Annotated in this window: 17 protein-coding genes; all 17 read right to left on the reverse strand. The window is 61.5% G+C overall.

All coding sequences use genetic code 11. The annotated features are described in order from the left end of the window. Positions 1-685 precede the first annotated feature (685 nt). Positions 686-1,078: a DUF2802 domain-containing protein gene (locus C4J91_RS19105; protein ID WP_124363758.1), complete on the reverse strand. Its 393-nt coding sequence runs from the start codon at positions 1,076-1,078 to the stop codon at positions 686-688. Continuing rightward, positions 1,079-1,561, reverse strand: a complete 483-nt coding sequence (locus C4J91_RS19110) for a chemotaxis protein CheW (protein ID WP_124363759.1) — start codon at positions 1,559-1,561, stop codon at positions 1,079-1,081. It lies immediately after the preceding gene. Positions 1,562-1,640: 79 nt separating this feature from the next. Continuing rightward, positions 1,641-2,432 carry a CheW domain-containing protein gene (locus C4J91_RS19115; protein WP_124363760.1) on the reverse strand — a complete coding sequence of 264 codons (792 nt, stop codon included), beginning with the start codon at positions 2,430-2,432 and terminating at the stop codon, positions 1,641-1,643. Then, a complete protein-coding gene (locus tag C4J91_RS19120; RefSeq protein ID WP_124363761.1) occupies positions 2,432-3,220 on the reverse strand; it encodes a ParA family protein in 789 nt (262 codons plus the stop codon). Before C4J91_RS19120 ends, C4J91_RS19115 begins: the two co-directional genes overlap by 1 nt. Before the next feature lie 50 nt (positions 3,221-3,270). Further along, entirely contained in the window at positions 3,271-4,158 is an 888-nt protein-coding gene (gene motD, locus C4J91_RS19125; protein ID WP_124363762.1) for a flagellar motor protein MotD, read from the reverse strand. Between the two features lie 187 nt (positions 4,159-4,345). Further along, the gene (locus C4J91_RS19130) at positions 4,346-5,086 is read right to left on the reverse strand and encodes a flagellar motor protein (RefSeq protein WP_124363763.1); all 741 of its coding nucleotides are present in this window, start codon (positions 5,084-5,086) and stop codon (positions 4,346-4,348) included. Next, the gene (locus C4J91_RS19135; RefSeq protein ID WP_124363764.1) at positions 5,086-6,219 is read right to left on the reverse strand and encodes a chemotaxis response regulator protein-glutamate methylesterase; all 1,134 of its coding nucleotides are present in this window, start codon (positions 6,217-6,219) and stop codon (positions 5,086-5,088) included. Before C4J91_RS19135 ends, C4J91_RS19130 begins: the two co-directional genes overlap by 1 nt. 48 nt (positions 6,220-6,267) lie before the next feature. After that, positions 6,268-8,475: a chemotaxis protein CheA gene (locus C4J91_RS19140; protein ID WP_124363765.1), complete on the reverse strand. Its 2,208-nt coding sequence runs from the start codon at positions 8,473-8,475 to the stop codon at positions 6,268-6,270. Between the two features lie 11 nt (positions 8,476-8,486). Further along, the gene (locus C4J91_RS19145; RefSeq protein WP_124363766.1) at positions 8,487-9,275 is read right to left on the reverse strand and encodes a protein phosphatase CheZ; all 789 of its coding nucleotides are present in this window, start codon (positions 9,273-9,275) and stop codon (positions 8,487-8,489) included. 18 nt (positions 9,276-9,293) lie between these two features. Beyond that, the gene (locus C4J91_RS19150) at positions 9,294-9,668 is read right to left on the reverse strand and encodes a chemotaxis response regulator CheY (protein ID WP_005790040.1); all 375 of its coding nucleotides are present in this window, start codon (positions 9,666-9,668) and stop codon (positions 9,294-9,296) included. Between the two features lie 167 nt (positions 9,669-9,835). Then, complete coding sequence (gene fliA / locus C4J91_RS19155) at positions 9,836-10,576, reverse strand: RNA polymerase sigma factor FliA (protein ID WP_124359259.1); 741 nt, start codon at positions 10,574-10,576, stop codon at positions 9,836-9,838. Then, complete coding sequence (gene fleN / locus C4J91_RS19160; protein ID WP_003192912.1) at positions 10,573-11,406, reverse strand: flagellar synthesis regulator FleN; 834 nt, start codon at positions 11,404-11,406, stop codon at positions 10,573-10,575. The genes fliA and fleN overlap by 4 nt, the downstream gene beginning before the upstream one ends. Before the next feature lie 105 nt (positions 11,407-11,511). After that, complete coding sequence (flhF, locus tag C4J91_RS19165; RefSeq protein WP_124363767.1) at positions 11,512-12,828, reverse strand: flagellar biosynthesis protein FlhF; 1,317 nt, start codon at positions 12,826-12,828, stop codon at positions 11,512-11,514. A gap of 12 nt (positions 12,829-12,840) precedes the next feature. Continuing rightward, positions 12,841-14,955, reverse strand: a complete 2,115-nt coding sequence (gene flhA, locus C4J91_RS19170; protein WP_124365188.1) for a flagellar biosynthesis protein FlhA — start codon at positions 14,953-14,955, stop codon at positions 12,841-12,843. A 319-nt stretch (positions 14,956-15,274) separates the two neighbouring features. Continuing rightward, positions 15,275-15,499 (reverse strand): hypothetical protein, encoded by a 225-nt coding sequence (locus C4J91_RS19175; protein ID WP_256681612.1) that lies wholly within the window; start codon positions 15,497-15,499, stop codon positions 15,275-15,277. Between the two features lie 521 nt (positions 15,500-16,020). Beyond that, positions 16,021-17,157, reverse strand: coding sequence for a flagellar biosynthesis protein FlhB (gene flhB / locus C4J91_RS19185; RefSeq protein WP_124363769.1), 1,137 nt, complete (start codon positions 17,155-17,157; stop codon positions 16,021-16,023). 3 nt (positions 17,158-17,160) lie between these two features. Then, positions 17,161-17,946, reverse strand: coding sequence for a flagellar biosynthetic protein FliR (gene fliR / locus C4J91_RS19190; protein ID WP_124363770.1), 786 nt, complete (start codon positions 17,944-17,946; stop codon positions 17,161-17,163).

Consider the following 17,946-nt stretch of genomic DNA (forward strand, 5'->3'; position numbering starts at 1 on the left):
AGGATGTTGACCCTTGGGGATGAGGAAAAGTCTGTGGCCGGAGAAATTTGGCTGATGGATGGAGATCAAAATGTGGGAGGGGGCTTGCTCCCGATAGCGGTGGGTCAGCTAAAGATTAAGCTGACTGATACACCGCCATCGGGGCATGGTATCTACACAACTTTGTAGCAGCAGCCTACGCTAACCACGATGCGAAGCGAGCCGCTCTTGATCTTGCTCTTGATCTTAGGCGCCCCGTTAAACCACGCTGGCCGGAATTCGACAGTGATTTGGGGGGTAAACCGGCAGGGATGCCGGTTTAGCCGCCCCGCGCCATGGATGGCGCGTGGCGGCGGCCCCCCAAATCAATGTCGGATTACGGGCACACCGAGCCTAGGCGAGGTGCCGAGTGGTGGGGCGAGGACTTTTTGGTTACTTTTGGGTCCTTCCAAAAGTGACACGCTGTAAAAGCGGAACCGCCAGCCGCCGTTACCATAGGAACGGATATGTACTCGTTCTGATCCAACATCCTGGTCGGCTGTCAGGCCGCCATCGGGGGCAAGCCCCCTCCCACATTTGAAACGCGGGGAGTCAGTTAGAGAGGCTTCGGCTCCCGAGCCGTCACAGGTTCAGGGCCATACCAAAGTTATGTGGATACCCAAGGCCATCGGGAGCAAGCCCCCTCCCACATTGCGCCCGGCGCTGATCAGCTCTTGTGCAACTTGCTCATCAACTGCGCCTCGGCCTGGGTCAACCCGCACGACTGGGTCAGCTCATCCACCGTCGCGCCCATGCCCACCAGCTTGGCCGCCTGGGCGAACGACAGGTTCGCGGGATCACGCTGTTCCAACTGCACCAACTTGTCCGGCAACGGCCCGAGAATCGCGCGCAGTTCATGCACTTCATCCCCAACCCGCACCGCACTCTGCTGGAAATGATCGACACGCTTGACCAGTTCCAGAATGCGCCGGTCACGCACCGCATCGCGCTCGGCCTGTTGCAAGGCCAACTCCCGTTGCTGGCGCACATAGCGCAGCACAAACGCCAAAGTCCCGGCCCACAACAGGGCCAGGACGATCACCGCCGCCTCAAGAAACAATCAAATGCTCTCCAGGTCCGACCACTCTTCTTCGCTCATCATTTTGTCCAGCTCAACCAGAATCAACAGCTCGTTGTTCTTGTTGCAGACGCCCTGGATAAACTTGGCGGATTCTTCGTTGCCCACGTTCGGCGCGGTTTCCACTTCCGATTGGCGCAGGTAGACCACTTCGGCCACGCTGTCGACCATGATCCCGACCACTTGCTTGTCGGCTTCGATGATGACGATGCGCGTGTTGTCGTTGACATCGGTCGGCGCCAGGCCGAAGCGTTGGCGCGTATCGATCACCGTCACCACGTTGCCGCGCAGGTTGATGATGCCCAGCACATAGCTCGGCGCACCCGGTACCGGGGCGATCTCGGTGTAGCGCAGCACTTCCTGCACGCGCATCACGTTAATGCCGTAGGACTCGTTGTCCAGTTTGAAGGTCACCCATTGCAGGATCGGATCATCCAAACCTTGTGCGGACGCTGACTTGTTCATGCTTCTGACCCCTTCAAATGCCGCTATCGACGGCGTGTGTGCTAATGGGCCGCGCAACCGCACGACCTTTATTGTTCAATCAACTGCGTTTGTTCTGCGCCATTTCCTTGACCGCGCCACTGGCGATCAACTCGGCCAGTTCGGCGACGTCGAGCAACGCGCACATGTGTTCGATCACGGTGCCCGCCAGCCACGGCCGTTGGCCACGGTGGCTGCGCCATTTGATTTCGTTCGGGTCCAGGCGCAACGAGCGGCTGACTTGATGCACCGCCAGCCCCCACTCGTAGCCCTGCACGGAGATCACATACTGCAGGCCCTGGCGGAAGTCGTCGCGGTAGCGGTCGGGCATCACCCAGCGCGCGGTGTCCAGCACCTTGAGATTGCCGGCCTGGCTGGGCAGGATGCCGAGGAACCACTCCGGTTGCCCGAACAACGGCGTCAGCTCCTGGCCTTCCAGGGAATAGATCGAGCCCAGGCACACCAGCGGCACCGCCAGGGTCAACCCGGCGACATCGAACAGCAGGCATTCGAACGGCTCGGCGGCCCACGACGGGCGACCATCGCCGGTCACCGGCGGCGGCGTGATGCTCGGCGGCAGGTGCACTTCCACGATCGGCTCGACCACTACCGGCGCCACCACGTCAGGCGTGATTGGCACCACCACGGGCGCCACTTCCACGTGCGCATCGCGGGCTTGCTCTTCAAGCACCGCCAACTGGAACTCATCCAGCGCAGCGTCAGGCTCGACGGCCGGCTCCAGCACCAGGATCGGTTCCGGCAGCTCCTCGGCGGTCGCCTCCTGCAGCAAGGCATCCAGGTAGGATTCCAGTGCCAGTTGCGGCCGGGTCTTGAAGTCGAGGGGACGGTTCATCAGGCCACCTGCGCCACAAGCTGCTGGGACAACAGGTGCTTGAGCAACGCCCGATAAGCCAGCACGCCACGGCTCTTGCTGTCGAATTGCGACGGCGTGAGCCCGGCGCGGCTGGCGTCACGCAGGCGCGTGTCTACCGGGATGTAGCCGTTCCAGATGGTGTCTGGATAGGCATCACGCAGTACGCGCAGGGTGCCAAGGGAGGCCTGGGTCCGCCGGTCGAACAAGGTCGGTACGATGCTGTACGGTAACGCCTGCTTGCGCGAACGGTTGATCATCGCCAGGGTGCTGACCATGCGTTCCAAGCCTTTGACGGCCAGGTGTTCGGTCTGTACCGGGATCACCAACTGCTGGCTGGCCGCCAAGGCGTTGACCATCAGCACGCCGAGCAAGGGCGGGCTGTCGATGATCGCGTAGTCGAAGTCCTGCCACAGCTGCGCCAGGGTCTTGGCGATCACCAGGCCCAGGCCGCTCTGGCCCGGCGACTGGCGCTCAAGGGTGGCCAGGGCGGTGCTGGACGGCAACAGCGAAATGCTGTCATTGCTGGTGGGCAGCAGCAGTTGCCCAGGCAAGTCGCCGGGCACGCTGCCCTTGTGCAGGAACAGGTCGTAGCAGCTGTGTTCCAGCGCATCCGGGTCGTAACCGAAATAGCTGGTCATGGAGCCGTGGGGGTCCAGGTCGACCACGACCACGCGCTTGCCTGCCTCGGCCAGCAAGCCGGCTAAGGCGATGGACGTGGTGGTCTTGCCGACTCCACCCTTTTGATTGGCAACTGCCCAGACTCTCATTCGGTTGATTCCTCCCGGTGGGCACACGCGCGACCGAGACATTGCATAGGTTAGTGAGCCGGTGACGGAGAATTGACGGAGCTGGCCCGCACCAGCGGCTTTGCAGGGGCCGGTGCAGTTTGTGTGCCAGCGCGCCTCAACGCCGCATCCGGTGTTGCATTCGCCGTGCCGGTGCCGGTCAGGCTGCGGCGTACATCCAGGTTGCGCGACACCACCAGCACCACCCGCCGGTTGCGCGCACGGCCTTCGAGCGTGGCGTTGTTGGCCACCGGCTGGAACTCACCGTAGCCCACCGACGCCAGGCGCTGGGGGTTCACGCCCTGCATCGCGAGCATGCGCACGATGCTTGCCGCCCGGGCCGAGGACAGTTCCCAGTTGGTCGGGTACTGCGCCGTACTGATCGGCAGGTTGTCGGTAAAGCCTTCGACGTGGATCGGGTTTTCAAACGGCTTGAGTATCGCTGCCACCTTGTCGATGATGGTGAAGGCCTGGTCGCTCGGCAGTGCATCGGCGCTGGCGAACAACAGGCTGGAGTTCAGCTCGATCTCCACCCACAGTTCATTGCCGCGCACGGTCATCTGGTTGGAGCTGATCAGGTCGCCAAATGCGGCGCTGATATCGTCGGCAATGCTCTTGAGCGGGTCGCTGGTGCCGCCGACACCGGCGGCGGTCTCATCGCTGTCGTTGACCAACGGCTTGGCCGGGGTCACCGTCTTGGGTCGTTCATCGCCAATAGGAATTGGCTTGAGCGCGCGATCGGAGTCGGAAAACACCCCGATCAACGCTTCGGAAATAACCTTGTACTTGCCTTCGTTCACCGACGAGATCGAGTACATCACCACGAAAAACGCAAACAGCAAGGTGATGAAGTCCGCGTAGGACACCAGCCAGCGTTCATGGTTGACGTGTTCTTCAGGCTCGCGACGGCGACGGCTCACAGGCACTTCCCTCTCTGACCAACAGCGACCACTTCATTGTGGCGAGCGAGCTTGCTCGCGCTGGGGCGCGAAGCGGCCCTGAACCCAGACGCTGCGACCTGTCTGAAAGACCGTGTTGCCTGGAGTGGGGCTGCTTCGCAGCCCAGCGCGAGCAAGCTCGCTCGCCACATGCCCATGCCCATATGCATCAATCCATGAAGCCCTGGAGCTTCAATTCGATGGAGCGCGGGTTTTCACCCTCGGCGATCGACAGGATGCCTTCGAGCAGCATTTCGCGGTAACGGGACTGGCGCATGGCAATCGACTTGAGCTTGCTCGCCACCGGCAACAACACCAGGTTGGCGCTCGCCACACCGTAGATGGTGGCGACAAATGCCACAGCAATGCCGCTGCCCAGTTGCGAAGGGTCGGCCAGGTTGCCCATCACGTGGATCAGGCCCATTACCGCACCGATGATGCCGATGGTCGGCGCGTAGCCGCCCATGCTTTCAAAGACTTTGGCCGCGTTGATGTCGCGGCTTTCCTGGGTGTAGAAATCCACCTCGAGGATGCTGCGGATCGCCTCCGGCTCGGCGCCATCGACCAGCAGTTGCAGGCCTTTGCGGGCGTAGCTGTCGGGCTCGGCATCGGCCACGCTTTCCAGGCCCAGCAAGCCTTCCTTGCGGGCGGTGAGGCTCCAGTTGACCACGCGGTCGATGCCGCCTGGCAAGTCGACCCGTGGCGGGAAAATGATCCATATCAGGATCTGCATGGCGCGCTTGAACGAGCTCACCGGCGCCTGCAACAACGCCGCGCCCACGGTGCCGCCGATCACGATCAGCGCCGCCGGGCCGTTGGCCAGGGCGCCGAGGTGGCCGCCTTCAAGGTAGTTGCCGCCAATAATGGCGACAAACGCCAAGGTGATGCCGATCAGGCTCAAGACATCCATCAGAGGCAGGCCTCCACCAGATGCTTGCCGATGTCGTCCAGGCTGTAGACCGCGTCGGCCAGGTCAGCCTTGACGATCGCCATGGGCATGCCGTAGATCACGCAACTGGCTTCGTCCTGGGCCCAGATTGCACTGCCGCCCTGCTTGAGCAGACGTGCACCCTCACGGCCATCGGCGCCCATGCCGGTCAGCACCACCGCCAGAACTTTGTCACCGTAGGACTTGGCCGCCGAACCGAAGGTGATATCCACGCACGGCTTGTAGTTGAGGCGCTCGTCGCCCGGCAGGATTTTGATCGCGCCACGGCCATCCACCATCATCTGCTTGCCACCTGGGGCCAGCAGCGCCAGGCCAGGACGCAGGATGTCGCCATCCTCGGCTTCCTTGACGCTGATGCGGCACAGCTTGTCCAGGCGCTCGGCAAAGGCCTTGGTGAACGCGGCAGGCATGTGCTGCACCAGCACGATCGGCGCCGGGAAGTTGGCCGGCAGTTGGGTCAATACACGCTGCAAGGCCACCGGCCCGCCCGTGGATGTACCGATCGCCACCAGTTTGTAGGCCTTGCGCTTGGGCGCGGGCGAATGAGCGCTCGGTGCAGCAGCGCGGGTAGGTGCTGTCGGCGCGGGCCGCGCTGCCGGGGCGGGCGCCGGGCGGCTGAACGATGATGTCGGCGCGGCCACGGGTGCAGGTGCAGGTGCAGGAGTCGGCGCGGGCGCGCTGAACAGACTGCGGCGGTTACTGCGCGAAATGCTGTGCACCTTCTCGCACAGCATCTGCTTGACCTTATCGGGGTTACGCGAGATGTCTTCGAAATTCTTCGGCAGGAAATCCACCGCGCCGGCATCCAGCGCATCCAGGGTGACCCGGGCGCCTTCATGTGTCAGCGAGGAGAACATCAACACCGGTGTGGGGCAGCGTTGCATGATGTGACGCACGGCCGTGATGCCATCCATCATCGGCATTTCGTAGTCCATGGTGATCACGTCCGGCTTCAACGCAATGGCTTGATCGATCGCCTCTTTGCCGTTGGTGGCCGTGCCGACTACTTGGATCGTTGGATCGGCGGAAAGAATCTCCGAGACGCGGCGGCGGAAGAAACCCGAATCGTCCACCACCAGGACCTTGACTACCATAAACACTCCGTTAGACGGGGCGGGCGCTACCGCCCTGCCCCGCCAGAATCAAATACGCCGTGCGGCGTAACGCTTGAGCATGCTCGGAACATCGAGAATCAACGCGATGCGACCGTCACCGGTGATGGTCGCGCCAGACATGCCGGGGGTCCCCTGCAGCATTTTGCCCAACGGCTTGATGACCACTTCTTCCTGGCCCACCAGTTGGTCGACCACAAAGCCGATGCGTTGGGTGCCCACCGACAGAATCACCACATGGCCTTCGCGCTGCTCTTCATGCTTGGCCGATGCCACCAGCCAGCGCTTGAGGTAGAACAGCGGCAGGGCCTTGTCACGCACGATCACCACTTCCTGGCCGTCCACCACGTTGGTGCGCGACAGGTCGAGGTGGAAGATCTCGTTGACGTTGACCAGCGGGAAGGCGAAGGCCTGGTTGCCCAGCATCACCATCAGGGTTGGCATGATCGCCAGGGTCAACGGCACCTTGATGACGATCTTCGAGCCCTGGCCCTTGGTCGAGTAGATATTGATCGAGCCGTTGAGCTGGCTGATCTTGGTCTTCACCACGTCCATGCCGACGCCACGGCCGGACACGTCGGAGATCTCGGTCTTGGTCGAGAAGCCGGGGGCGAAGATCAGGTTGTAGCATTCGGTGTCGGTGAGGCGATCGGCGGCATCCTTGTCCATCACACCGCGCTTGACCGCGATATTGCGCAGAATCGCCGGGTCCATACCTTTGCCGTCATCGGTGATCGACAGCAGGATATGGTCGCCCTCTTGCTCCGCCGCCAGGATCACCTTGCCGCCCCGCGATTTGCCCGAGGCTTCGCGTTCTTCCGGGGTTTCCACGCCGTGGTCGACGGCGTTGCGCACCAAGTGGACCAGCGGGTCGGCCAGGGCCTCGACGAGGTTCTTGTCGAGGTCGGTTTCTTCGCCCACCAGTTCCAGGTTGATTTCTTTCTTGAGCTGGCGCGCCAAGTCGCGCACCAGGCGCGGGAAACGGCCGAAGACTTTCTTGATCGGCTGCATCCGCGTTTTCATCACGGCGGTTTGCAGGTCGGCGGTGACCACATCGAGGTTCGACACGGCCTTCTGCATGGCTTCATCGCCACTGTTCAGGCCCAGGCGCACCAGGCGGTTACGCACCAGCACCAGCTCGCCGACCATGTTCATGATGTCGTCCAGGCGCGCAGTGTCTACGCGCACCGTGGTTTCGGCTTCAGTGGCAGGTTTATCGGCAACCGGCGCAGCGGCAGGACGCGCCGGAGCTGGCGCGGCAGCCGGTGCAGGCGCTGGCTTGGCGACCGGCGCTGCGGCTTTGGCGGCGGCAACCGGTGCGGCTGTAGCGACCGCTGCGGCGGCGGCCGGAGCCGGGGCCACTTCGGTGAACTTGCCTTTGCCGTGCAACTCGTCCAGCAAGGCTTCGAACTCGTTATCCGAAATCAGCCCGTCACCGGCAGGTGCTGCACTGGCCGCCGGAGCGACGGCGGCAGTGGCAGCGACCTGCGGCAAGGCTTCGGCGACGAACGTGCCTTTGCCGTGCAGTTGGTCGAGCAGCGCCTCGAATTCATCGTCGGTAATATCGGTACTGGCGTTGGCCGCCGGTGCCGCTGGCGCAGCCGCCGGTGCCACGGCGTCGGCCGCGAACTGGCCTTTGCCATGCAACTGGTCGAGCAGGGATTCAAATTCTGCGTCGGTAATGTCTTCGCTGGTCGGCGTGGCAATCGGCGCCGTTGCAGCCGGTGCTTCAGCCTCGGCCTTGACCGCATTGAGCGAGTCGAGCAGTTGCTCGAACTCGCTGTCGGTCACATCCGCCTCGGCTTCCACCACTGGCTCAGGCACGGCTTGCACAACCGGTGCTTGCGCAGCCGGTTCGGCCAGGCGCGCCAGGGCGGCCAGCAGTTCCGGCGTGGCGGCGGTGATCGGTGCACGTTCACGCACCTGGCTGAACATGGCGTTGACCGCATCCAGTGCTTCGAGAATCACGTCCATTAATTCCGAGTCAACCTGACGCTCACCCTTGCGCAGGATGTCGAACACGTTCTCGGCGATGTGACAGCACTCCACCAGCTCATGGAGCTGGAGGAAGCCGGCGCCCCCTTTTACAGTGTGAAAACCGCGAAAAATTGCATTGAGCAGGTTCGCATCATCCGGACGGCTTTCCAGCTCGACCAGTTGTTCGGACAGTTGCTCTAAAATTTCGCCGGCCTCTACAAGGAAATCCTGAAGGATTTCTTCATCGGCGCCGAAGCTCATGTGGGTGCTCCTTAGAAGCCTAAACTGGACAGCAAATCGTCTACGTCATCTTGACCGGATACGACGTCTTCACGTTTATCGGCATGAATCTGCGGACCTTCACCCTTGGCGAGGTGTTTTTGTGGATCTTTTTCCGAGAGGATCGCTTCGCGGTCATGTTCGATGCCGGCAAAACGGTCGACCTGGCCGGCCATCAGCACCAGTTTGAGCAGGTTGCTTTCCACTTCGGTGACCAGTTGGGTCACACGCTTGATCACTTGACCGGTGAGGTCCTGGTAATCCTGGGCAAGCAGAATGTCGTTGAGGTTGCCGGCCACCGTGCGGTTTTCCTGTTCGCTGCGCGACAGAAAACCGTCGACCCGACGCGCCAGTTCACGGAACTCTTCAGCCCCCACTTCGCGGCGCATGAAGCGGCCCCAGTCAACGCTCAAGGCCTGGGCTTCACTGGCCATGCCGTTGACCAGAGGCGTGGCGTTTTCCACCAGGTCCATGGTGCGGTTGGCCGCTGCCTCGGTCAGCCTGACCACATAGGACAGGCGTTCGGTGGCATCGGTGATCTGGGAAATTTCTTCGGCCTGGGGCATGCGCGGGTCAATCTGGAAATTGACGATCGCACTGTGCAGCTCACGCGTGAGCTTGCCCACTTCCTGGTACAGGCCGCGGTCACGGGTCTGGTTAAGCTCATGGATCAACTGCACCGCATCGCCGAACTGGCCCTTTTCAAGGCATTCGACCAACTGGTGAGCATGTTTTTTCAGGGTCGACTCAAAATCGCCCTGTGACGTTTCGTTATGGTCCATAGCTCCCCCGTGGCAGCATCAATGGCCGATGCGTTCGAAGATTTTTTCGATCTTCTCTTTCAAGGCCAATGCTGTGAATGGCTTGACCACATAGCCGTTTACCCCGGCTTGGGCGGCTTCGATGATCTGTTCACGCTTGGCTTCGGCGGTCACCATCAACACCGGCAGGCTGCGCAGTTTTTCATCGGCGCGCACATGGCGCAGCAAGTCGATACCGGTCATGCCGGGCATGTTCCAGTCGGTTACCAGAAAGTCGATGCTCCCGCTGTTGAGGATCGGAATCGCCGTAATGCCGTCATCCGCCTCGACCGTGTTAGTGAACCCAAGGTCACGCAACAGGTTTTTTATGATCCGCCGCATCGTTGAGAAGTCATCAACGATGAGGATTTTCATGTTCTTGTCCAATTCGACCTCCAAGCAGTCTTAAACGCGCCCAGCACCTGGACGCGCCACTTCAATCAACAGGCGTTACACAAAAAGGACTGCCCAGGGCACCACGGAGCGAACCCGCGAAGGCCGAAACCTTCGCGGTAGCGTCTGCAGTGTCCCCACACTGCCTGTCAGCGCGCGCGCCACTCTCCCAACCGCCCCCGCAAGCGGGCCGCGCACTGGCTATGCAACTGGCTGACACGCGATTCGCTGACCCCCAGGACCTCACCGATTTCCTTGAGGTTCAGCTCCTCGTCGTAGTACAGCGCCAACACCAGGCGCTCGCGCTCCGGCAAATTGGCAATGGCCTCCGCCAGCGCTCCCTGAAAACGTTCATCTTCCAGATCGCGCGACGGTTCCATATGCGCGCTCGCGCCGTCCTCGTGCAGCCCTTCGTGTTCGCCGTCCTGCAACAGGTCGTCGAAACTGAACAGGCGGCTGCCCAAGGTATCGTTCAAAATCCCGTAATAATCGTCGAGACTCAATTGGAGTTCGGCCGCAACTTCATGATCTTTAGCGTCACGACCGGTTTTTGCTTCAATTGCACGAATTGCGTCACTGACCATGCGCGTATTGCGGTGTACCGAACGCGGCGCCCAATCCCCTTTACGCACTTCATCGAGCATCGCGCCACGGATACGGATACCCGCATACGTCTCGAAACTCGCCCCTTTGCTCGCGTCGTATTTGGTCGACACTTCGAGCAGGCCGATCATCCCGGCCTGGATCAGGTCTTCCACCTGCACGCTGGCAGGCAAGCGCGCCAACAAGTGATAGGCAATGCGCTTGACCAGCGGCGCATAGCGCTCGATCAACTCGCCCTGGCTGTCACGGGCCGACTTTTTGTAAAGGTTGTAGCCGCTGGATGTCATAGCACAGGTCCCGCGCTCGTCTGATGCACCAATCGTTCGACAAAAAACTCCAGATGCCCCCGAGGGTTGGCAGGCAACGGCCAGGTATCGACCTTCTGGGCTATCGCCTTGAACGCCAGTGCGCACTTGGAACGAGGGAACGCTTCGTAGACCGCACGCTGCTTTTGCACGGCCTTGCGCACACACTCGTCATAGGGAACTGCGCCAACGTATTGTAAGGCGACATCGAGGAAACGATCCGTGACCTTGGTCAACTTGGCGAACAGGTTGCGCCCTTCCTGCGGACTCTGGGCCATGTTGGCCAGCACGCGGAAGCGGTTCATGCCGTAGTCACGGTTAAGCAGTTTGATCAGGGCGTAGGCGTCAGTGATCGAAGTGGGTTCGTCGCAGACCACCAGCAGCACTTCTTGCGCGGCGCGTACGAAGCTGACCACCGACTCGCCGATCCCGGCGGCGGTGTCGATCACCAGCACGTCGAGGTTGTCGCCGATATCGCTGAAGGCCTGGATCAGGCCGGCATGCTGCGCCGGGCTCAGGTGCACCATGCTCTGGGTGCCCGAGGCGGCCGGCACGATGCGGATACCACCGGGGCCCTGGAGCAGCACATCGCGCAGCTCACAGCGGCCTTCGATCACATCGGCGAGCGTGTGTTTGGGTGTCAGCCCCAGCAGAACGTCCACGTTCGCCAGGCCCAGGTCAGCATCCAGCAGCATGACGCGACGGCCAAGCTCTGCCAGGGCCAGGGACAAATTCACTGACACGTTAGTTTTGCCGACGCCACCTTTGCCGCCGGTCACCGCGATCACCTGTACGGGATGCATGCTGCCCATTTTATTTCTTTACCTTGTCTTGCTTAGACGCAGGCTACATGGCTTGGTCGCGTGTATCGCTTGCAGACCATCGATGTAGGTACATTTCACGGTGTTCATCCTGCCTTATCCCACCCGCTTTGCCGGGTTGTGATAAAGATCGGCGAACATATCGGCCATCGCTTCCTCGCTAGGCTCGTCTTGCATTTGCACACTGACAGCACGGCTGACCAACTGATGACGGCGCGGCAGATGCAAATCATCCGGGATCCGCGGCCCGTCGGTCAGGTAGGCGACCGGTAATTCATGACTGATCGCCAGGCTCAGCACTTCGCCGAGGCTGGCGGTTTCATCCAGTTTGGTCAGGATGCAACCGGCCAGGCCGCAGCGTTTATAGCTGTGATAGGCAGCGGTAAGAACCTGTTTCTGGCTGGTGGTTGCAAGCACCAGGTAATTTTTCGACTTGATGCCGCGTCCGGCCAGGCTTTCAAGCTGCATGCGCAGGGCCGGGTCGCTGGCTTGCAGGCCGGCGGTATCGATCAACACCACGCGCTTGCGCAGCAGCGGGTCGAGGGCATTGGCCAGGGACTGGCCCGGGTCGACATGGGTCACCGGCACATTGAGGATACGGCCCAGGGTCTTGAGCTGTTCCTGGGCGCCGATGCGGTAGCTGTCCATGCTCACCAGCGCGATATTCGACGCGCCGTACTTGAGCACATAACGCGCGGCCAGCTTGGCCAGGGTGGTGGTCTTGCCCATGCCGGCAGGGCCGACCATGGCGATTACACCGCCCTCTTCCAGGGGTTCGATTTCCGGGGTGGCGATCATCCGCGCCAGGTGCGCCAGCAGCATGCGCCAGGCTTGGCGCGGCTCTTCGACTTCGGCGGTCAGCGCCAGCAGGTCGCGGGACAACGGGCCGGACAGGCCGATGCGCTGCAGGCGGCGCCACAGGTTGGCTTGTTGCGGCTTGCTGCCTTGCAGTTGGCTCCAGGCCAGCGAGCCCAGTTGCACTTCGAGCAGCTCGCGCAGGCCGTTGAGTTCAAAGCGCATCGAATCGAACACACGCTGGTCGACTGCGGCGGCCGGGGCTGGCGCTGCAGGACGTGGCGGCTCGACAAACGTAGGTTCCACCAGCGGCTCGGCGGCGGTCAGTGGCAAGCCGGCGAACAATTGGCGGTTGGTGGTGGCGTCGCTGTCACCGCGCATGCTCAGTTCGGCCTGGGCCGAGACGATGCGCGAAGCGGTCTTGCGCAGCTCGTCTTCGAGTTCCATGTTCGGCACACGCGGAGCCAGGGCCTGGGGCGTGTAATCCAGGGCAGCCGTCAGCTCGACACCGCCGGCAATACGACGGTTACCGATAATCGCGGCATCGGCGCCCAGCTCATCGCGGACCAACTTCATGGCCTGACGCATATCGGCGGCGAAAAAACGCTTCACTTGCATAACCCACTACCCTCAGCCGTTGGGCCCTACTGTCGCGACGATAGTCACTTGCTTATTGTCAGGAATTTCCTGGTAAGCCAACACGTGCAAATTCGGTACTGCCAGGCGCCCGAAGCGCGACAACATCGCGCGGACCGGACCGGCCACCAGCAGAATCACCGGCTGGCCCTGCATTTCCTGGCGCTGCGCAGCTTCGATCAACGAACGCTGCAGCTTTTCAGCCATGCTTGGCTCCAGCAGAACGCCCTCTTCCTGGCCTTGCCCTGCCTTCTGAATACTATTGAGCAATATCTGTTCCAACCTTGGCTCCAAGGTGATAACAGGCAGCTCAGACTCAACGCCTACAATGCTTTGCACGATGGCGCGGGACAAACCGACCCGCACCGCCGCCACCAGCGCGGCAGTATCTTGACTCTTGGCGGCATTGTTGGCGATGGCCTCGGCGATGCTGCGAATATCGCGTACGGGCACCTGTTCGGCGAGCAAGGCTTGCAACACCTTGAGCAACTGCGACAGCGACAGCACGCCCGGCACCAGCTCTTCGGCCAGTTTTGGCGAGGCTTTGGCCAGCAAGCCCATCAATTGCTGGACTTCCTCGTGGCCGATCAGCTCGTGGGAGTGCTTGTAGAGAATCTGGTTGAGGTGGGTAGCGACCACGGTGCTGGCGTCGACCACGGTATAACCAAGGGACTGAGCCTGGCTGCGCTGGCTGACTTCGATCCACACCGCTTCCAGGCCGAAAGCCGGATCTTTGGCGGTGATGCCGTTGAGCGAACCGAACACTTGCCCTGGGTTGATCGCAAGTTCCCGGTCCGGGTAGATCTCGGCTTCGGCCAGGATCACGCCCATCAAGGTCAGGCGGTAGGCGCTGGGGGCCAGGTCGAGGTTGTCGCGGATATGCACGGTGGGCATCAAAAAGCCCAGGTCCTGGGACAGCTTCTTGCGCACACCCTTGATCCGCGCCAGCAGTTGGCCGCCCTGGTTGCGGTCCACCAACGGGATCAGACGGTAACCGACTTCCAGGCCGATCATGTCGATCGGGGTTACGTCGTCCCAGCCCAGTTCCTTGGTTTCCTGGGCGCGGGCCGGGGATGGCAGCAATTCCTGCTGGCGGGCGACTTCCTGCAGGGCCTGAACCTTGACAGCATTCTGTTTCTTCCAGAACAGGTAGGCCGCGCCGCCGGCCATGGCCGCCATGCTCAGGAACGAAACGTGGGGCATGCCCGGCACGATGCCCATGACGGCCATGATACCGGCGGCCACGGCCAGCGCCTTGGGCGAAGCGAACATTTGCCGGCTGATCTGCTTGCCCATGTCTTCGGAGCCCGAAGCACGGGTCACCATGATCGCAGCAGCTGTGGATAACAACAGTGATGGCAATTGCGCCACTAAACCGTCACCGATGGTCAGCAAGGCGTAGACCTTGCCCGCATCGCCGAAGGTCATGCCGTGCTGGAAAATACCCACGGCCATGCCGCCGATCAGGTTGATGAACAGAATCAGCAGGCCGGCGATGGCGTCACCGCGCACAAATTTACTGGCGCCGTCCATGGAGCCGTAGAACTCGGCTTCCTGGGCCACTTCCAGGCGACGGCTCTTGGCCTGGTTCTGGTCGATAAGGCCGGCATTAAGGTCGGCGTCGATGGCCATCTGCTTACCGGGCATCGCATCCAGGGTAAACCGAGCGCTTACCTCGGAGATCCGCCCGGCGCCCTTGGTGACCACCACGAAGTTGATGATCATCAGGATCGCGAACACCACGATACCGACCACGTAGTTACCGCCGATCACCACTTCACCGAAGGCCTGGATCACCTTACCGGCGGCGGCGTGACCGTCCTGGCCGTGGAGCATCACCACGCGGGTGGACGCCACGTTCAGCGCCAGGCGCAGCAGGGTCGCCACCAGCAGGATGGTCGGGAACACCGCGAAATCCAGCGGTCGCAGGGCGTACACACACACCAGCAGCACCACCACCGAAAGGGCGATGTTGAAGGTGAAAAACACGTCGAGCAGGAACGGCGGCATCGGCAACATCATCATTGCCAGCATCACCAGCAACAACAACGGCACGCCCAGGTTGCCCCGCGACAGGTCAGTCAGGGTGCCACGGGCCGTGCTGAGCATTTGAGAGCGATCTACCACCGGTCTTCCTCGTGTCCTTGAAGCAAAGTTTTGACGCTGGGGGGCGTCCTGCAGGCGGTATTGCAAGAAGCCTTCCAACTTTGCTTTTGGGCCCAGGATGACCTTGGAAGCGACGCAGCCTACCGGGTATGACTCAGGTTAAATGTGGGAGGGGGCTTGCTCCCGATGGCGGTGTGTCAGGCCCAGAATAGGTGGCTGATACGCCGCCATCGGGAGCAAGCCCCCTCCCACATTTGCACCCGGGGTGGTCTTTAAATAGGCCGTATATTCGAGGCCTGAACACTTGCCGTTCTCCACACACTTATGGACCCGTCCCGGTATCGTTACGCGCACTGACGGGGAGCGCATAAACGCCCTGGGGTTTATGGATCATTTGAAACGTTAACTTCTTACCAATCGACAGTGCAGCCCCCCGCCAATCGCTCCAATCGATAAAGACGCAGTCATGCCCGTCATCCAGCGCAATCAGCCACTTGCCCCTGGCCAGCTCACGTTTGACTGTACCCGTCGTCACTTTCAATGCCATTCTCCCTGCATCTCGTTTACAGCCTGCGCGCAGTGCCTGGTGCAATAGAACCGCGAGACGCTGGCGCTGGCTACTGTCAAAGTTGACAGGTAGACGCAAACGACCATGGGTGCTAGCGAGGGGCTTTCGGTGTTTTTTTCCGCTTGCGGGGTTTTCGCATGGTGGGAGCGGCTGGCGGGACTTCACCGCACTTGGCATCTGTCGACTGCACGGCAACCGCGTTGCCATCACGATCCCGGGCAATAAAACCAATGCCCTTGACCGCATCGAACCACTTGACCGTAGCCCTATCCATCACCGCCTCCCGAGCCGCGCATGGCTGCGCGGCTCATCGCTGTATCAAACAGTGAAGGCGGCGTATTGGCTACTGTCAAAGTTGACAGGTAATGGGCACCCTCCTGTAGGAGCGAGCTTGCTCGCGAAGGTGGGTAACGATAACGCGCAAATCAGGATGAACGCGGCGACTCGGAGTTTTTCGCGAGCAAGCTCGCTCCTACAGAGGCAGACATAAAAGCGCGTTTTCAGGAGTCGCGACGCAAATCCGGCGGAATCGGCAAGTCCTTCAGCGGATCAGGCCGCTTGCCCTTGCCCGCCCGGTACTGGCGGATCTGGTAGACGTAGGCCAATACCTGTGCCACGGCCAGGTACAGCCCGGCGGGGATTTCTTGATCGAGGTCGGTGGAATAGAAGATCGACCGCGCCAGCGCCGGTGATTCCAGCAGCAGGATGTCGTTGGCCACAGCGATTTCGCGAATCTTGAGCGCGGTAAAGTCGCTGCCCTTGGCCAGCAACATGGGCGCGCCGCCCTTCTCCGGGTCGTACTTGAGGGCGACGGCGTAGTGGGTCGGGTTGGTGATGATCACATCGGCGTCGGGCACCGAAGCCATCATCTTGCGCTGGGACATTTCCCGCTGCAGTTGGCGGATGCGTTGCTTGACCTCCGGGCGCCCTTCCTGGTCCTTGTGTTCGTCACGCACTTCCTGCTTGGTCATCAGCAGTTTCTTGTGGCTTTCCCACAGCTGGATCGGCGCGTCCACCGCTGCGATGATGATCAACCCGGCAGACATCCACAATGCGCTCCAACCCACCACTTGCAGGCTGTGGATGATCGCCGACTCCAGCGGTTCATGGGCGATGCGCAGCAAGTCGTCGATGTCGGACGACAACACCGACAACGCCACGAACAGAATCAGGATGAATTTGGCCAAGGCCTTGAGCAGCTCCACCAGGGCCTTGGTGGAAAACATGCGCTTGAGCCCGGCCGCCGGGTTCATGCGGCTGAACTTGGGCGCCATGCTGCTGGCGGCAAACAGCCAGCCGCCGAGGGCGACCGGGCCGATCAGCGCGGCGAGCAGCAAGGTGATCAGGATCGGTTGCACCGCCAGCAACGCGATCTTGCCCGAATGCAGCAGGTAGAGTCCCATGGAATCCGGGTTGAGCAACACCTCACGGGGCAAGGTGAAGTTGTGCTTCATCAGCTCCAGCAAGTCCAGCGCCAGGCCACCGCCGTAGATCAGCAAGGCGCCGGCACCGGCCATCATGGTCGCAACGGTATTGAGCTCTTTGGAGCGTGCGATCTCGCCCTTTTCCCTGGAGTCCTTTTTACGTTTCTCCGTGGGGTCTTCTGTCTTGTCCTGACCACTCTCGCTCTCGGCCATGGCTCAGCGCGCCCGTGCCAGGTCACGTAAGAACTGCAAGGCGTCGGTCGCCAGCGGTTGATACTGATTGAGAATGTCAGCCAGGCCGACCCAGAAAATCCCCATGCCCAACACCAGCGTCAAGGGAAAACCAATCGAGAAGATGTTCAGCTGCGGCGCCGCGCGGGTCATCACGCCAAACGCGATGTTGACCACCAGCAATGCCGTGATCGCCGGCAACACCAACAGCAAGGACGCGCCCAGCACCCAGCCGAGGCGCCCCACCAGTTCCCAGAAGTGGTTGACCACCAACCCGGAACCCACCGGCAAGGTGGTGAAGCTTTCAGTCATCACCTCGAACGCCACCAGATGGCCGTTCATGGCCAGGAACAGCAAGGTCACCAGCATGGTCAGGAATTGCCCGATCACCGCCGCCGACACACCGTTGGTGGGGTCGACCATGGACGCGAAGCCCATGCCCATCTGCACCGAGATGATTTGCCCGGCGACCACAAACGCCTGGAAGAACAGGCTCAGGGAAAAGCCCAGCATGGCGCCGATCAGGACCTGTTCGGCGATCAGCATCAATGCGCTGAGGTCGAGGGCGTTGACCGGCGGCATCGGCGGCAAGCCGGGCACGATCACCACGGTGATCGCCACCGCGAAATACAGGCGCACACGCCGTGGTACCAGGGTGGTGCCGAACACCGGCATGGCCATCAACATGGCCGTGACGCGAAACAGCGGCAGAATGAACGAGGCCACCCAGGTGCTGATCTGGGTGTCGGTCAAGGCCAGTAACGATTGCAT

The sequence above is a fragment of the Pseudomonas sp. R3-52-08 genome, assembly GCF_003851745.1.
Classification (GTDB): domain Bacteria; phylum Pseudomonadota; class Gammaproteobacteria; order Pseudomonadales; family Pseudomonadaceae; genus Aquipseudomonas.